The sequence below is a fragment of the Blautia wexlerae DSM 19850 genome, from assembly GCF_025148125.1.
Classification (GTDB): Bacteria; Bacillota; Clostridia; order Lachnospirales; family Lachnospiraceae; genus Blautia_A; species Blautia_A wexlerae.
Genome location: NZ_CP102267.1, coordinates 4,151,411 through 4,167,666 on the forward strand (window position 1 = coordinate 4,151,411; position 16,256 = coordinate 4,167,666).

Sequence of the window (16,256 nt, forward strand, 5' to 3'; positions counted from 1 at the left end):
GCTATTACGTGAATGTAGATTCTTTGGACGTCTGGGAAATATTTTGGATAATTACATTTTTCTCTCTTCCTGGTACTTAGACGGAGAAATACCATAATACTTTTTAAAATTCTTGCTAAAATAATAAACGTCACTGTATCCTATTGACTCTGCAATTTCTATAAGTGTTTTATCCGGATACTCTGTAAGATATTTCTTTGCCTGTTCCAGACGTGTCTGAGTCAAATACTTACTTAATGAACATCCTTTTTCTTTTTTAAATATATTACTTAGATAACTCGCATTCACCCCAATTGTATCTGCTACCAGATTCAAGCTCATATCAATCCTACTATAATTACTATCAATAAAATCTGCTGCATCATTTACTTTTTTCTTTGTTGCAGGAAGTTTATTTTCTGCTGCACATATGCGGCATTTTTCCAATATACACATTAATACACTTCTAATTTCTTCAATTCCACCATTATTCTGCAATCCTGTTAATTGTCTCTGTTCTTTTTCCACAACTAAAGAAAAATCAACTCCCAGTTCAGACATATACAGACAAATATGGATCAGAATATCCGTAGATATATATACTGCTGTGTCAGAAAGGACATTCTGTTCTTCCATTTGAATAAACATTTCACCTATCTCTTTTGTAAGCATTTCATATTCATTTTTTCTGATATAATACAAAAATACTTCCGAATCATATAACGATGATCGTATAAATTGAAACATATCTACTGGCTCGTAAATCAGAATTTTCTGTTCTGTTTTTCCTTTTCTGGCTGCAGAATATGCCTCCTGATAGGCCGCTTTCAATTCTCTGATGTCTGAAAATACCCTGCTGATTCCTCCATTCCAGTTCCTTTTACTATTCATAATTTCCTGCATATAAGTACAGAGAAGCTGAATCTGATATTCCATATTCTCTTCTCCAAATAGAATAAAAGCATATCCTTGGTTCATAGAAATCATTTCATATACCGGAAAATAATCCTGGATTATTTCTTCCATTTCTTCTGCCATTTTGTTATTCTGTTGTTTATTTTCAGGTCTAATCAAGGCCACTGATAATGGTTTATCAAACGGAATCTTCATTTCCTCCCATTTACTCTGCTGATTTTCAGAAGGTACCATACCTGAAAGCTGTTCTAAAAGAAACTGATCCTTTTGCATTTTCTTTACAGAAGATTTCTGTCTATAAATATGTTCCAGTTTTTCTTTACACTTCTGAAGCTCTTTTGTTAATTCTTCAGGGTCCAACGGTTTCAGCACAAAACTGACTGCTCCAAAAGAAAGTGCCTCCCTTGCATATTCAAATTCACCATAAGCGGTCAATATAATTACTTGTATTTCTGGAAAAATAACCTTTACTTTTTTAGATACTTCAATTCCATTCATATATGGAATATTAATATCCATAATTAAAATATCCGGCTTTTCTTCCAAAATTTTCTTTAATGCTTCTTCTCCGTCTTCTGCTTCTCCGCATATTTCCATACCCAGACTATTCCAGTCAACTGTTTTTTTCACTAACGCTCTCTGCAAAAATTCATCATCTACAAGGAATACCCGCATTTTCTATCCTCTTCTCTCTTAAAATCTACAGGAATGCACACTGTTGCCTTCGTTCCCTGACTCAGTTTACTTTCTACTGTAAGACCATATTCTTTTCCAAAATAAATCTGCAATCTTTGTTGAATATTAAATAATCCAAATGCTGAGCCTTTTTCTCTGTAATCTTTACTAAACAGTTCTTCTAATTTTTCTTCTGGAATTCCAAGCCCATTATCTGACACCTGAATAAAAACCTTATTCTTCTCTTTCCATCCTTTGATTCGGATAATTCCTTTTCCCCTCATTTCCTTTATACCATGATATATAGAATTTTCTATCAATGGCTGAAGTGTCAGTTTTACAATCCACTCCTGCAAAATTTCATTTTCTATATCAATCTCATATTCTATTTTATTTCCATATCTGACTTTCTGTATTTTTATATAATTCTCTATATTTGTTATTTCCTGTTCCAGCGGTATTAATGTTTTTCCATCGCTAAGTGAAGTTCTATAAAATGTACCAATCGCCTGAATCATGATAAATGCTTCATCCGGACAATTCATTTTGATAAGCGAACTTACACTATTCAATGTATTATATAAGAAATGTGGATTAATCTGTGCCTGAAGTGCTGCAAGCTCAGATTTTCTTTTTGCCCGTTGCTCTCTATATACCTGATCAACCAGCTGCCTGATTTGTTCAGACATCTTATTAAACTCTTCCGATAATATTCCAATTTCATCCTCATACAATACAGGAACACGTACAGAAAGATCTCCTTTTCCAAATTTTTTCATGGTATCTGTCAAATATATCAAAGGCTTTGTTACACTGTGAGAAACCCTCAGGCTGAAAAATGTGCTGATTAAAGCAGCAATAATTCCTACTACATAAATAATCTGTGTCATCGCTTTCCCGGCTTTTGTAAGTTCATTCACTGGTGTCAGACCAATCATAAGCCAATCCAGTGTAGGGATTACTGACGCTGTCACAAGATATCTTTTACCGTCAATCCTGAATACTTTTCCTCCTTTTTTATTATCTTCAGCCCATTGAAAATACTCTTCTTCCGAAATATTTCCTGATACATCCTGATCATTTTCTATTTTTTTGTTTCCATCTGTATCAGCAATCAGATAACTGCCTGTCTCCCCATATCTGATATGTGCAAAATTATTTATCAGAAGTGGCGACTGATATTCTATAAGAACATATCCTTTAATAAGTCCCGAATCGTAATCTCTATAATATCTGATATAACCAATTCCATTTTTCTCATAATCTCCCAGGGATACTTCATATAAATCCAACCATTTTACGTTATAATTCTCTTTTATTATGTTAAAAAACTGTTCGTATTTTGATGCCTCAGATCGAATACTGTTAGAATTTACCATATGTCCATATGAGTCAAAAACAGAAATACTGCTATACTGTTTATCTGGATACAATGCATCCAAATAATCCAGACGTTTCTCTACCTGCATTTTATATTTTAACTGATCTGCTGATTCCTCAGAATCCTGTAAAAACCAGTTTTGTATTGCTTCATCTGTTAATATTACCTTAGCTATCTTTCCCGAATTCTCTAATATACTCTGACTGTTATCAGACACTATCTCAAACTTTTCCTTATAGCTTTCGCTGGTGATATTTAATACTGATTTTTCGTATAAAAACTGAATCAATACAGTTAATACAAGGATTGTGAGAAAAAAGAAGCCAATACTTGTAAGAGAAAATTTTTTCGCCAAAGACAGCTCATGATATTTTTTACGCATTCGCACCACCCCCACTTATTAATCCAACATTACCAAAAAAGCCGATACACTGTTTCCGTCAATGTATCGACCCTTAATGATTATTTCCTTTTTATTTACAGATACTGACTAAATTCCACCTTCTCCTTATTCGGTCCTTCAATTGTAAAGAACTTCACTCCATTTTCCCAGAATGGCAGGAAATGAATGGTATCTTGTGTAGAATTTAAACCAGCTTCATTGATATACTGGAAAATCTCTTCAATATCTTTTACGTCAAGTGCAACATGATCGATCGCGCCATGCTCCATTTTCGCTGCATGGTTCTCATAAGTCTCCACTACCAGAGTTCCCAGTTTCAGGAAAACAACCTTCTCGTTTGCTTCCTCATTTACTGTCTCAAATGCTGTTTCAAAACCTAATTTGTGATAAAATTCTACTGTTTTACCAATGTCATTTGTCGGAATTCCAATGTGCTGTACCCCTGTTGAGTAGTTCTTTAAATCCATAGTTTTTGCCCCTTTCTGCTGATCCTTGTGACTTTTTGTCGCTCGTTATGTCAGACTGCTTTTCATAATCCGTTACTGAGAACGCAATAACCAGTAACCATAATCAGACTTCTCAGTCACTGAATATCTCATTTTTTTACAATATACGCAGAAAATTATTCGGTTGTCAAGTGAATTTGTAACTTCTATTTATACTTTATTTTATCCTCATCCATGAATAAACGTTCCTATCCCTTTGTCAAAAAGACTCTAAAGCTATTATTTCACGATTATATTTTGTGCAAAATTCCCATGACATAGAATCCCAATAACTGATAGAATAAATACGACAAAAAATGTCGCTTATCCATTGTCAGACGGGTAGGCGGCATTTTTGCGTTTATATGGAGTTTTTTATTATTTTATGAGGAGGGCTTAACTATGCCAAAAACAAAATTTCAGGAATTTATTTTCACCCTTATCACATCCGGCTGTATAATCTTTATCATGGGCGTTTATAACGTCGCTATCCACACCGGTGGACTTCAGGCGGCTACATTCAGTCACGCACTGCATTCTTTTCCGCTGGAATGGTTCATCGGATTCCTCTGCGCATTCTTCATCGCCAGCAAAACATCCAAATATTTCGCGTTCCGCGTAGCCAAACCAACTGACCGCCCGATCTTCATCATCCTCTGCATCCAGACCTTCACCGTCTGCACAATGGTACCGCTGATGAGCCTGCTTGGAACCATCGAATCTTCAGGAATCACTTCAAATCTCATCTTCATCTGGCTCCAGACCATCTGCCTGAACTTCATCATAGCCTACCCACTGCAGATCCTGGTTGTCGGACCATTCTGCAGATTCGTATTCCGTCACCTGTTCGTATCAGCAAGTCAGGAAAATGAAGGTAAAATAGAACATGAAATGGAACAGCAAGGATTTGCGGAATAAGTCCATATAATAATAGGTAATTGCGAAACTCGCGGTGCTCGTTCGTAACCTTGAACCAAAACAAGGAAGAATTCGCGAAGAGCACGACTTGTGGAATGAAAAATGGATAATCGCACATGTTAGGCGCACTTTAATAAGCTATGGACTTTATGAAAGTGGTAAGTCCTAAGCTATGAGTGGTTTTATGCTTCGAATATATTCGTGGTGATTGATCTTATCTGCGAGAACAACAGTAATAAGTTGTGTGATCCCGGCAAGAATCAGATCAGCATGCAGAGTCCTCTCATTTTGGGTTCGGCGTCCTGCAAGACAGAGATTGTCTTTGATGTGGTTGATATCTCTTTCGACAACAGTCCTGATTTTATAGGTATCATCCCATTTTTCGGTGCCGCGGATCGTTCCGGGATAAGCACGAAGATCCTTTTCCGGGTAGATGTAGACCATCCACCCACATTTAGAAGAAGTACAAGGGTTGTCACAGAAACAATGACGATGGGATTTTTGAGTTGATTTATCATAAATCCATTTCATTCTTGGACAGACAAATTTATATCTTGTTACTCCACTGTGAAGTTTGGAAGTGCCTTCGTACTTCATTTGTAAAGAAGGATCATGGGGACAACACGGAATACCATCTTCATTGATGGAATAATCCAGATTTTCAAGTCCGGATCTTGCATTCAGCGGAATATAAGCTTTCGAGAAATGTTTGTCATTACCAAAAGTGTCACCGGTAAGAAGGCTCTTATAGAGTTGTGCGGTATCGAAAGCAGCATCACCCAGGAAGGTTTTTGGATTAATCAAAGGATGCTTGGAAAAGAAGTCCTTAAGTGTGGGGATTAAAAGCTTTGAATCATGAACACATTTATCTTCGTCAGGGGAATCGGATTTCTTTTCGACAACGATATCAGGATGTGAAGCCATAAAGTTTTTGTTATAAAAAGATATGTGGCGGATGATGCCCAATCCGTTAGTGACAATGCCGAACTTGAAGACATAGCAAAAATGCCCATTGATATAGAGCTGCTTAATCTCAGGATTAGCAGAAGCATGAGAAGGCATGGAACCATAGGCAGCTTTATAAGGATCATAGGATTTATCAAAGCCCTGAGCTTTCGCGTATGCCTTAAGCTGTTTGATGATCCTGTTAGCATACTTGGGATTATTTTCGGTAACAAATGCTTCTATGCCGGAAGAATCAAAGATGGTCATATCCGCTTTTGCAGAGTCAATCGCCTGACAGATAGGCTCGGTAACATCAACAAGGTTATCGAAAACAAGCTGGAGGTCATCTAAAAAATCCTGTTTGAATCGGGTGATTTTGGAAGCGTCTGGGACTTTAGTAAAACCACAGAATTCCCGAAGTGATTTTGAGTAAGCGAGAAAAGTCAGGAGAAGCTGATCCGTAGGGATAGAGAAAATACGTTGAATAATCAAAGCCCACAGAAAAGCTTGCAAAGGGTATTTACGGGTTCTGCCCGTCGATGCATAGAAATGATTTCTAAAAGAAATCGGAATTAACTCATCAATATCGATATGGGTTTCTAATAGAGAAAGAAAAGCAGGTTTGTCATTTTCAAATTTTTCATGGCAATCTGAAAAAATATCTGCCAAAGAAAGCTGTTTATATGGTATCATAAGTATCAGAATAACTCCTTTCTTGGATGTAGGTTTATAGTTTTTAGTCAACTCTATTATACCATATCCGGTGAGGAGTTATTTGTTTATAGGTAACAAAAAATGCCGTATTTATGCGGCTTGTGGCGTTTCGCAAACGCCTACAGGAAATGAAAATAAAGAGGAGGGAACAAATGAAAAAATTCTATTCGTGGTACAAAAAACATATTACCGCAGCAATCTTTACCGGACTGATCCTGGGTATCATTACCGGACTGTTTCTGGCAAACCGTTTCGAACCGGTTCTTACCGTCACAAGCCTCATAGGAAGCATTTACATGAATGCCCTGAACATGATGATCTTTCCACTGGTCTTCTGTTCCATTATCATGGGTATCTCCAGCATCGGTAATGCCCGCACAACCGGCAAGATCACAGCCGGCGCCATGATCTTTTTCCTGTGCACCACAGCACTTGCCAGCCTGGCAGGACTGATCATCCCGCGGCTGATCCATCTCGGTGAGGGTGTTAAATTCGAGATGGCAACTTCCGACATTCAGGCAACTGAGATGACCAGCATTCTGGACACCATCAAAAACTTAATCCCATCCAATCCGGTTGCAGCTTTCGCAAACGGAAATATGCTTCAGGTACTTGTATTCGCAGTCATCGTAGGCTTCACACTTATCGCCATCGGCGAAAAGGGTACTGCACTTCTGAAAGTCATCGATTCCTGTAACGAAGTCTGTCTGAAAGTCATCAGCACAGTTATGTACTTCACACCTATCGGTGTATTCTGTACTATCGTTCCTGTTGTAGAAGCCAACGGTACAGAAACCATCATTCCACTGGCAACTCAGCTGATCATCCTGTATGTGGCATTCTTCGGATTTGCCCTGGTCATTTACGGCGGCTCCGTGAAATTCATCGGCAAAGAAAGCCCTGTGAAATTCTTCAAAGCAATGCTTCCTGCCGCTCTGAACGCATTCGGAACCTGTTCCAGTTCAGCGACCATTCCGATCAGTAAACAGCGTATGGAAGACGAAATGGGCGTATCCAACAAGATCACAAGTATTGCCATTCCTCTTGGCGCTACTGTAAACATGGATGCCGTATCCATCCTGATGTCATTCATGATCATGTTCTTCGCCAATGCATGCGGAATTAACGTAAGCATTTCCATGATGATCATAATCCTTCTGGCAAACGTACTCCTGTCAGTAGGAACCCCGGGAATCCCTGGCGGTGCCATCGCATCCTTCGCAGCCCTGGCAACCATGGCAGGTCTGCCTGCAGGAGTTATGGGCGTTTACATCAGCATCAATACACTCTGCGACATGGGCGCAACCTGCGTCAATGTTATCGGAGACATGGCAGGATGTGTGGTTCTTAAGGAGAAGATTAAATTAGAAGATTAAGCAACCCCTAAATCTGTTGTTTCCAATCGACTTAACGCAAAAAAGCTGCTGTGCATTTCTATAACTGAAACGCACAGCAACTTTTTTATTTACAGCAATTTCTTCGTCACGTTACTCTACACCGAATCACTGCTCCGCGGTTTATCGATTAAATTGCTGTCTGTCTCTATTTCTTTAATCCGGTTGTAACCTTACAGTTAGTTACTTTCAGGCTTCCTTCAGAAGCAAAGAGTGACAGACTTTCTCCCGGACGTTTATATGCTCTTGCATTTAATGCAACACCGTCTACATAGATTGTAGCAATTGTATCATCTACGATCATTTTAATATTGTATTTCTTACCAGGTACCAGTTCCAGCGGTCTCTCCAGTCCGATATTCTGGTTTGCAGGCCATGGCCAGTTTGGTTTTTTCTCAAATACATATCTGTCTTCTGTTACATTAAATACGAACTGGTAAGATTCAGCTTTATCCTCATCTTCATAGAATCTCACACCGAAAGTTCTGGTTCCTTCTGTGAATTCCACATCTGCTTCGAATTTGAAGATATCTCCTGTATCTTTTGCAACTACTTTTTCTGTACTCTTAGTTGGAGTATCAATTACAAAATCTTCTGTCTTTTCTTCTTTATCAAATGCATTCCATACAGTTTCCGGAATTCTTACACCAAGGGTTCCATCTTCTCTCTGGTAAACCTCATGTGCCATAAATGTTCCTGCCCAGATGAAGTTATTGTCATCATCATCCTGATCCTTGGTAGCAACCCAGCCAAAGAGGATTCTCTGTCCGTTCAGTTCAAAAGTACGTCCTGCATAATAAGATCTGCCGTCAAATGCATCATCTTTCGGTGCGATCCATGGACCTTCCAGACTCTTGCTCATACGGTATACCATTTTACTTCTGTCACTGTATTCTGTCACAATATGATACCACCAGTCACCAATCTTAAATAAGTCTGGCATCTCATGCATAGTATAGAGATCCGGTGCCCAGAAATCTCCTTCAAACTTCCAGTTTTTCAGGTCTTTAGATGTGAATTTAACAGTTCTTCCTGTCTGTCTTGTCTTTGGTCCCTGTAATCTTGCACCAAGGATCAGCAGATACTGATCATTTTCCTCATCGCGGATCACCCATGGATCTCTCCAGTCATCCGGGTCATAGCCTTCCTGTGGAGTGAAGGTAAGTGCATCCTGAGTTTTGTGCCATGTTACAAGATCATCGCTGTATGCATGCATCAGAACCTGAGATGGTTTTCCAAGTGCCGGATAATCACGGTTATAACCTGTATAGAAAATATGATACTGTCCTTCTGCCTCGAAAACACTTCCTGCAAAGATAAACTGATCCTGCTCTTCATCTGTTCCTCTCGGAATTGCCACACCTTTATCTTCGTAATGTACAAAATCAGAAGTTGTTGCCAGATCCCAGCCAAATGGTTCTCCAAATGGTCCCGGTTTTCTGGTATCTCTCTGATGATATAAATAGAATTTATCTCCATGTCCAAATGGCATGCAATCGCCAAACCATGTTCCCGGGAACTGATAGTATAATTTCTGCATAGTCTTAATCTCCTTTTTTATACTTTATTTCACTTTACAGGCCTGCTTGTACTTTTCCGGCAAGCCTGTTATTTACTCATAAATCAAACTACTGTTATCAGGTAATTCTTGCATATTATCAACCTTTTACTGCACCTGCTGTCATACCTGCCAGCATCTTCTTGCTGCTGAAGAAGTAGAAAATAAATACCGGAAGTACTGTTACAGTGATGGCTGCAAATGTACCACCCCAGTCTGTCAGTCCCATGCTTCCTACGAAGTCATTTAAACCAAGTGTAATGGTTTTCATATCTGTAGATCTGGTAAATGTATAAGCATTAATATACTCATTCCAGCAGAATACTGCCTGCATGGTTGCTACTGTGATAATAGAGTTCAGTGACATCGGAACCACCATCTTAAAGAAACATCCTATCGGTGAACATCCATCAATGATCGCTGCTTCCAGCATTTCTTCAGGGAAGAATTTGCTAAATGAATAAAACAGCTGAATGGAATAAGACAGTGAAAAAGCAATCTGTGGCAAAATAATTGCCGGGTATGTATTGATCAGTCCCATCTTATTAAAAATAGTAAACAATGGAATCAGTGCAACCTGCATAGGAAGCATCAATCCAAGAAGGAAATAATTAAGGACAAATTTTCTGCCTTTGAATTTGATTTTGCTTAATGCAAATCCAGCCATCAGTGCAAATAAAAGCAGAGGAATCAATACACCGATCAAAACAATGATACTGTTTTTAAAATAAGTCAGCATATGGCTTTTTGTAAAAACATTGATAAAGTTTGTCAGCACCCATTTTGACGGGAGTGCATATGCCGGTAACTGTCTGAAATCATCCAGTGACTTAAAACTTGAAGTAAATACATAGAAGAAAGGATAAACCTGCATCACAACAAGGATTAATGCGATAACCCATTTAATGATGCTCGGAATGGTTGTTTTTTTCTTTTTCATTCGTCATCCCCTCCTCCTGTAAATTTACGGAATAACATTCCAACTACCATACAGATGATTACGATCATGATCGCTACAGAACTTCCGTAACCATATTTCATACTGCTGAACGCCTGTTTATACATATAAGTTGTCATAAGTTCAGACGCATTTCCCGGTCCTCCATGTGTTAACAGATAAGAGAACTCGAAAGATCTCAGGGAACCATTCAGTACCAGCAGACAGTTTGCAATGATAACCGGTTTAATATAAGGAATTCTTACATAAAGATATTCCTGCCATGTTGATGCTCCATCGATCAGTGCTGCTTCTCCCAGTTCATCCGGAACACCGATCAGTGCTGCATAAAAGATAACCATATACAGTCCCAGGTATTTATATGCTTCTACAAAAGCTGTTACATACAGTGAAATCTGAGGATTTGAAATCCACTCCATCAGTTTCAGAGATGGATCGATGAATGATAATACCTGATTCACAATACCGGTTGGCGTTACTGATAATAACTTTGTAAAAATCTGGCAAATCGCTACAGAAGAAATAACTACCGGAATATAATACAGAGTCTGTAAAGCAACTCTTCCTTTTTTAATACGACTGAGGAGAATCGCAAATAATAAACCTCCAAATACCTGAATTGCCACATTAATTACAGTATAAACAAGAGTATGCCCTATTGTAGCTCTGAAAACTTCATCCTGCGTAACAAGTTCTATATAGTTTTTTAATCCTACAAATACTTTCTCTCCAACACCACCCCAGTCAAAAAAGCTATAATAACCAGCCCATATGATGGAAACAATTACAAATGCTGTATAAATAAGAAATGCTGGAAAGATGAATAAAAGGATGACTGACTTTTTTCCAAATGCTTTCTGCACAGTTCTTCCTCCTCTCTTTCTCTGAAAGAGACTGACAAGGCAGCTGTCAGTCTCTGTTTATTATTATTGAAAAATCACTTACTTTTTACAAAAGAATCACAGGTTTCGATAAATTCATCCGGAGTGGTAATTCCCTGAGCCAGTTTCTGCTGTTCATCTGCAATTTGGGTCAGATTTTCTGAATCAAGCTTATCATCCCATGAGGTCCATGCTGTTTCAGCATTTTCAAATAACGGCTGAAGATCATAGAAAAGCTGTGGAAGTCCTTCTGGAATATCATCGTTAAACGGTGAGAAAATATTTCCTTTGTTGTAACAAGCCTCTGAATAATGTTCACATGCATAATCAAAGAATTCCTGCATAGTGTCGTCATATGTAGCCTTATTATATCCAATACCAAATCCTGCGTGAATTGGAATATTTGTCTCCATATTATCCATTTCTTCTGTGTCAGGCACAGGGAAAAATCCTATCTGACCTGCATCATACATATCCTCAGCAAGATTGATCTGACCTGAACCACTGTAGAAAATTCCACCAGTGCCACCATAGAATAAGTTTGTGGCTGAAGTGTAATCTACACTTGCAAATCCTGGTTCAAAATATCCTTTTGTTCCAAGATCATAAACCAGATTTACACCATATTTGGCAGCTTCATTTTGGGCAAAAGAGTCTGTTCCAGCCTGATATCCAGTGATAAATTCCGGACCTGTTACTCTCCATGGAGAGAATGAAAGATATCTCATAATCTGCCATACATCTGAACCACCGATAATAACCGGAATTTCTCCTATATCCGCAAGTTTCTGACAGTCTTCTTCAAATTCTTTCCATGTTGTCGGAGTTTCTTTAATACCGGCTTTTTCAAAGAGATCCTTCCTATACATAAAGAATTCACAATATAATCCCTGTGGGAAAAGATACAAATTACCATCATCTGCATCTGTAAGGAAATCTCGTACCGCACCATTCATCTTATCCGCATATCCATTTCGATCTAACTCAGCACCTAAATCCACTAATGCATCAATGTCTTTACATGCTTTAGAAAGTGTTCCATTGGGGCATCCGAAGATATCTGGTAATGTATCACTATTGATATACATCTGTAATTTCGTAAAATAATCTTGTTTATCATTAACCATTTCTATTTCATAGTCAATGCCTTTCTCATCACAGAAATTTTTCAACAAATAGTCATAAACCTGATACTGTTCTGTCGATTCTGTTGAGTTTAATAAAGCAGTAATCTTCGTTCTTTTTCCATCATCCGATTTCTTCGCAGAAGCTGTAACTGCTCCCATGCCTGTCAGAAGACTGGCTGTCATAGCTGCCGTCATGGCAAGTGATAACACTTTTTTCATTTTCCTCATTTACTTGTTTCCTCCTTTTAATTTGTGTTTCCTCGTTCTTGATGATTTTATTTTAGTCTTTTTGCCTTTTATAAACAATTGGAAATAAAAGTAAAAATAGGAGATTTGTGCACAAATTTTATACTGTGCACAAATCTCCTGTTCTATCGTCAGGCAGATAAAATCATCCGCCTCGCTACTTGCCTGATTCGATTAAATGACTTACCTGATACAGTTAACCTCGCTGTTTATATATATTTCCTGAATTCATTGGGTGTAATACCGTAACGCTTTTTGAATACTTTTATGTAATATCCAAAGTCTTTGTATCCTACCATTTCTGCGATTTCATATTGTTTATATTTATTATCTGCAATCAGTTTCTCCACCTGTTGGAACCGGACATCTGTCAGATATTCCAGAAAACTCTTTCCGGCATATTTCTTAAGAAGGCGGCTGATATAGGTTCTGCTTACATGGAATTTCTCAGTCAGATCATCCATAGATAAATCTCCTGAATAATTCTTCTCAATGTAAGAAAGAACACTCTGAACCAGTTTCCGGTTCCGTTCATCAGTTCCTTCTGTATTCTGTTTAATCAGCGTTCCAAACAGATTCAGCAGACAATTCAACACCTCTTCTGTGTTCTCGCACTGACAGATTCTTTTTATTCCATCCTGAAGCACAGAAAGATTCCAGTTTTTATTATGAATTTCACTGTCAACTGCACAGATATATGGAAATTTCATACATCCCAAAAGTAAATCCATTGCTGCAAATTTCACCGGAGATACATCTTCCGGTGCGTTTCGAAATATCTGATGAAGTTCATCCTCCGCTTTCTCAAAACTGTCCTGAAACAAAGTCATCATAAAATGTGTTTTTTCACCGGAAGTAATCACAAAGTCTGTCTGTTTTTTATATTGCAGATCTTCGTATCTGAGTATGATATTCGTACCCAGATAAACACATTGCCTGCATGCTGTCTGTGCCTTACGGTACTGTGCATTTGCCTGATATTCGTCCACTTCTACATCGCTCAATCCAAAATTCATATGTGCTTTCAGATACCGTTCTACTTCTACCTGTATCTTACTGCATGCCTGCAATGCTTTTTCCATACATACTGCGTTTTCTTCTTCCTTTTCAAACAAAAGAATAAAATTATATTCTGCAGTTGCTGTATTATAATCGCTCAAAACATGAATTCCAAAATCATTAAAAATTTCCTCAAAAATATTGATGCATGCAAATTCCTCTATCCATTTATCTCCTGTATGGATTTTATTTTCTCCAACAACTTTTCGCCCTACACACACAATATATTTCTCTATTGTCAGATTCAGAGATTCTGCCTGCTCTTTTACAACTCCTTTTCCCTGGATTCTTCCATACAGAAGATTTCCCGCAAATTTGGATCTCAGCTGCGGAACTGACCTGTTGAAATATTTCTTCAGATCCCGGATTTCCTGCTGTTTTTCCTTCCTTGCATGAATTTCCCCTGCAATCCGGGCAGCCATTGCCTTTAACTCATCATAGTCCACCGGTTTGAGAAGATATTCTTCCACACCAATGCTGATTGCTTTCTGAGCGTAGGCAAAACTGTCATATCCTGTCAGTATCACTATAACCGCATTGGGATAAATCTCATGTGCTTTTTCTGCAAAATCCAGTCCATCCATTCCCGGCATCTTCACATCTGTAAGGATCAGATCCGGTTTCGCCTGCTCCAGTTTCTCCAGCCCTTCCAATCCGTTCCTTGCAGTTGCGGATATACGGTATCCATAATCGCTCCATGGAAACGAACATAAACCATCCAGAATAATATATTCATCATCTAATATCATTACCTGCAATTCCATTATCTCTCGTCTCCCCTTTTTTTGTTATTTTCATTAACAGGTTCATCACATTTCCTGTAGGTAACTCCGACATTACCGTTCATCGGGATTTCCAGTATTACCTGTGTTCCCTTCCCCGGTTCTGATGTAATGCTCATCCTTGCCTTGTTCTGATATACATAATCCAGTCTCTTTCTCACCGCATACACTCCCAGATGAGTATGTGTCCGCTCTGCTTCATGATCTGGCTCTTCCTCTGTCCCCATCAGTTTCTCCAACTGCTCCTGTGACATTCCAACGCCATCATCCTTTACTGTAAATACTGCCATTCCATCTGTAATTTCTCCTGAAACATAAAGGAAACAGTCCCATGTCGCATTTTCCACACCATGAACCACCGCATTTTCCACCAGTGTCTGAATAGTCATCTTCGGAATCTCTAATTCATTTAATCTCTCATCCACTTCAATATAAGATGTAAATTTATCTCCATATCTGGTTTCCTGTATGTAAAGATAATCCTGTACATATTTTATTTCCTCACGAATATAAACCATACTTCTTTTATTACTGATACTTGCACGCATCAGACTGCTGATAGAAGTAACCATACGACAAATATTATCCTCGCCCTTCTTTCGCGCCATCCAGTTGATCGTATCCAGTACATTATAAAGAAAATGCGGATTGATCTGTGCCTGCAAAGCCTGGAATTCAATATCTTTGTTAACTGTTTCCATCTCCACAACCTGTTTTATCAGCTGCTCTATTTTCTCTATCGTCTGGTTGAAAACAGAATTCATGGTTCCAATCTCATCCCTTCTTCCTTCCGGAAGACGGACAGAAAAGTCACCCTCCGCAAACTGCTGCATTGCTTTACTTGTACGCTTGATCGGACCAGCGATTCCCTTTGCCAGAATATTAGCAAGAAAAATACACAACATCAAACTTGCCAGAATAAGCATGATTGTCGTTTTCTGTAATCCTCTGGCTGTTTTCTGCAAGAAACTCATAGGGATCATTCCTACAACTGTAAGTCCTGTGTCAGAACTTCTCTGATATACACAGTCATAACCCTGTCCATCTGCAGTAAACAGAAATTCTCCTGTGTTGCCTGATATTTTTTCTATCCAGCTTCTGTCACTGATTGTCGCATCATTCTCTGCACTCTCTATCAGAACATTTTTGTCATTGTCCAGAAGAAAAATATGTGCAGCCAAAGAATCTCTGGCTGTGATCGTCATTTTTTTCAGATAGCTCAGCTTAATAGATGCTCTCAATATTCCCACTGGCTTCATAGTCAGAGAATCTTTGATCTGCTTTGCCATATACATCAGGCCTTCCTCAGAAGCATTATAATAAATACAGCGTCCTTTTGCCTGCTCCGCCAGTTCACAGGATATCTGAGCGGTCTTTTCATGAATCTCACGATTATTTGCCAGCAGATGATTTGCTCCGTTATAACCATACAGCTGGATATCCTTCATATAAATACTTGTATATCCCTGCAAAAGCAGCCTTCTGATCTGCCCCGATCTTGAATAATAGGGATACAGCTCTGTGCCATTCGATTTATATGGTTCATCAGACTCCAATTCCTCCTGAACCGTACTGTTATTTGCAATATACTCAAATGAATTCCTCACCATATCAAAATAATGATCCAAATTCACCGACAACTCGTTCACCACTCCCGCAGACTGTTTCCTTGTCTGTTCTGTCACAATTGAAGATGCAGACATATACTGCGAAACACTGGCAGCCAACAGAACAACCAATGCTACCCCTAATGTACAATACAGAATTTTTCTCTGTATTGACAGATTAATATACCACTTCTTTAAATATTTCATCTTTCTCTTCCCTTTAATATCC

Annotated in this window: 12 protein-coding genes; 2 read left to right on the forward strand and 10 right to left on the reverse strand. The window is 38.5% G+C overall.

Annotation, left to right across the window (positions count from 1 at the left end; genetic code table 11):
* Positions 1–51 precede the first annotated feature (51 nt).
* The 3 genes from NQ550_RS19165 to NQ550_RS19175 form a co-directional block, all read right to left on the reverse strand.
* On the reverse strand, positions 52–1,569 hold the full coding sequence (locus tag NQ550_RS19165; protein ID WP_025580913.1) for a response regulator: 1,518 nt from the start codon (positions 1,567–1,569) through the stop codon (positions 52–54).
* Positions 1,551–3,332: a sensor histidine kinase gene (locus NQ550_RS19170; protein WP_025580910.1), complete on the reverse strand. Its 1,782-nt coding sequence runs from the start codon at positions 3,330–3,332 to the stop codon at positions 1,551–1,553. The genes NQ550_RS19165 and NQ550_RS19170 overlap by 19 nt, the downstream gene beginning before the upstream one ends.
* A gap of 95 nt (positions 3,333–3,427) precedes the next feature.
* A complete protein-coding gene (locus NQ550_RS19175) occupies positions 3,428–3,820 on the reverse strand; it encodes a VOC family protein (RefSeq protein WP_019163158.1) in 393 nt (130 codons plus the stop codon).
* A gap of 420 nt (positions 3,821–4,240) precedes the next feature.
* Between NQ550_RS19175 and NQ550_RS19180 the strand changes: the two genes are divergently transcribed.
* The gene (locus NQ550_RS19180; protein ID WP_025580908.1) at positions 4,241–4,756 is read left to right on the forward strand and encodes a DUF2798 domain-containing protein; all 516 of its coding nucleotides are present in this window, start codon (positions 4,241–4,243) and stop codon (positions 4,754–4,756) included.
* A gap of 165 nt (positions 4,757–4,921) precedes the next feature.
* Here the strand turns inward: NQ550_RS19180 and NQ550_RS19185 are convergent, their stop codons facing one another.
* Positions 4,922–6,394 carry an ISNCY family transposase gene (locus NQ550_RS19185; protein WP_025580906.1) on the reverse strand — a complete coding sequence of 491 codons (1,473 nt, stop codon included), beginning with the start codon at positions 6,392–6,394 and terminating at the stop codon, positions 4,922–4,924.
* A gap of 173 nt (positions 6,395–6,567) precedes the next feature.
* On the opposite strand from NQ550_RS19185, the gene NQ550_RS19190 reads away from it, so the two are divergent.
* Positions 6,568–7,791, forward strand: coding sequence for a dicarboxylate/amino acid:cation symporter (locus NQ550_RS19190; protein ID WP_259838501.1), 1,224 nt, complete (start codon positions 6,568–6,570; stop codon positions 7,789–7,791).
* Positions 7,792–7,957: 166 nt separating this feature from the next.
* Here the strand turns inward: NQ550_RS19190 and NQ550_RS19195 are convergent, their stop codons facing one another.
* The 6 genes from NQ550_RS19195 to NQ550_RS19220 form a co-directional block, all read right to left on the reverse strand.
* A complete protein-coding gene (locus NQ550_RS19195; RefSeq protein WP_025580901.1) occupies positions 7,958–9,349 on the reverse strand; it encodes a GH32 C-terminal domain-containing protein in 1,392 nt (463 codons plus the stop codon).
* Between the two features lie 118 nt (positions 9,350–9,467).
* Positions 9,468–10,307, reverse strand: coding sequence for a carbohydrate ABC transporter permease (locus tag NQ550_RS19200; RefSeq protein WP_025580899.1), 840 nt, complete (start codon positions 10,305–10,307; stop codon positions 9,468–9,470).
* Entirely contained in the window at positions 10,304–11,188 is an 885-nt protein-coding gene (locus NQ550_RS19205; RefSeq protein ID WP_025580898.1) for a carbohydrate ABC transporter permease, read from the reverse strand. The genes NQ550_RS19200 and NQ550_RS19205 overlap by 4 nt, the downstream gene beginning before the upstream one ends.
* Before the next feature lie 74 nt (positions 11,189–11,262).
* Positions 11,263–12,561 (reverse strand): ABC transporter substrate-binding protein, encoded by a 1,299-nt coding sequence (locus NQ550_RS19210; RefSeq protein ID WP_025580896.1) that lies wholly within the window; start codon positions 12,559–12,561, stop codon positions 11,263–11,265.
* Positions 12,562–12,788: 227 nt separating this feature from the next.
* On the reverse strand, positions 12,789–14,402 hold the full coding sequence (locus tag NQ550_RS19215) for a response regulator transcription factor (protein ID WP_008705249.1): 1,614 nt from the start codon (positions 14,400–14,402) through the stop codon (positions 12,789–12,791).
* Positions 14,402–16,234 (reverse strand): cache domain-containing sensor histidine kinase, encoded by a 1,833-nt coding sequence (locus NQ550_RS19220; RefSeq protein ID WP_025580894.1) that lies wholly within the window; start codon positions 16,232–16,234, stop codon positions 14,402–14,404. Before NQ550_RS19220 ends, NQ550_RS19215 begins: the two co-directional genes overlap by 1 nt.
* Positions 16,235–16,256: the final 22 nt, after the last annotated feature.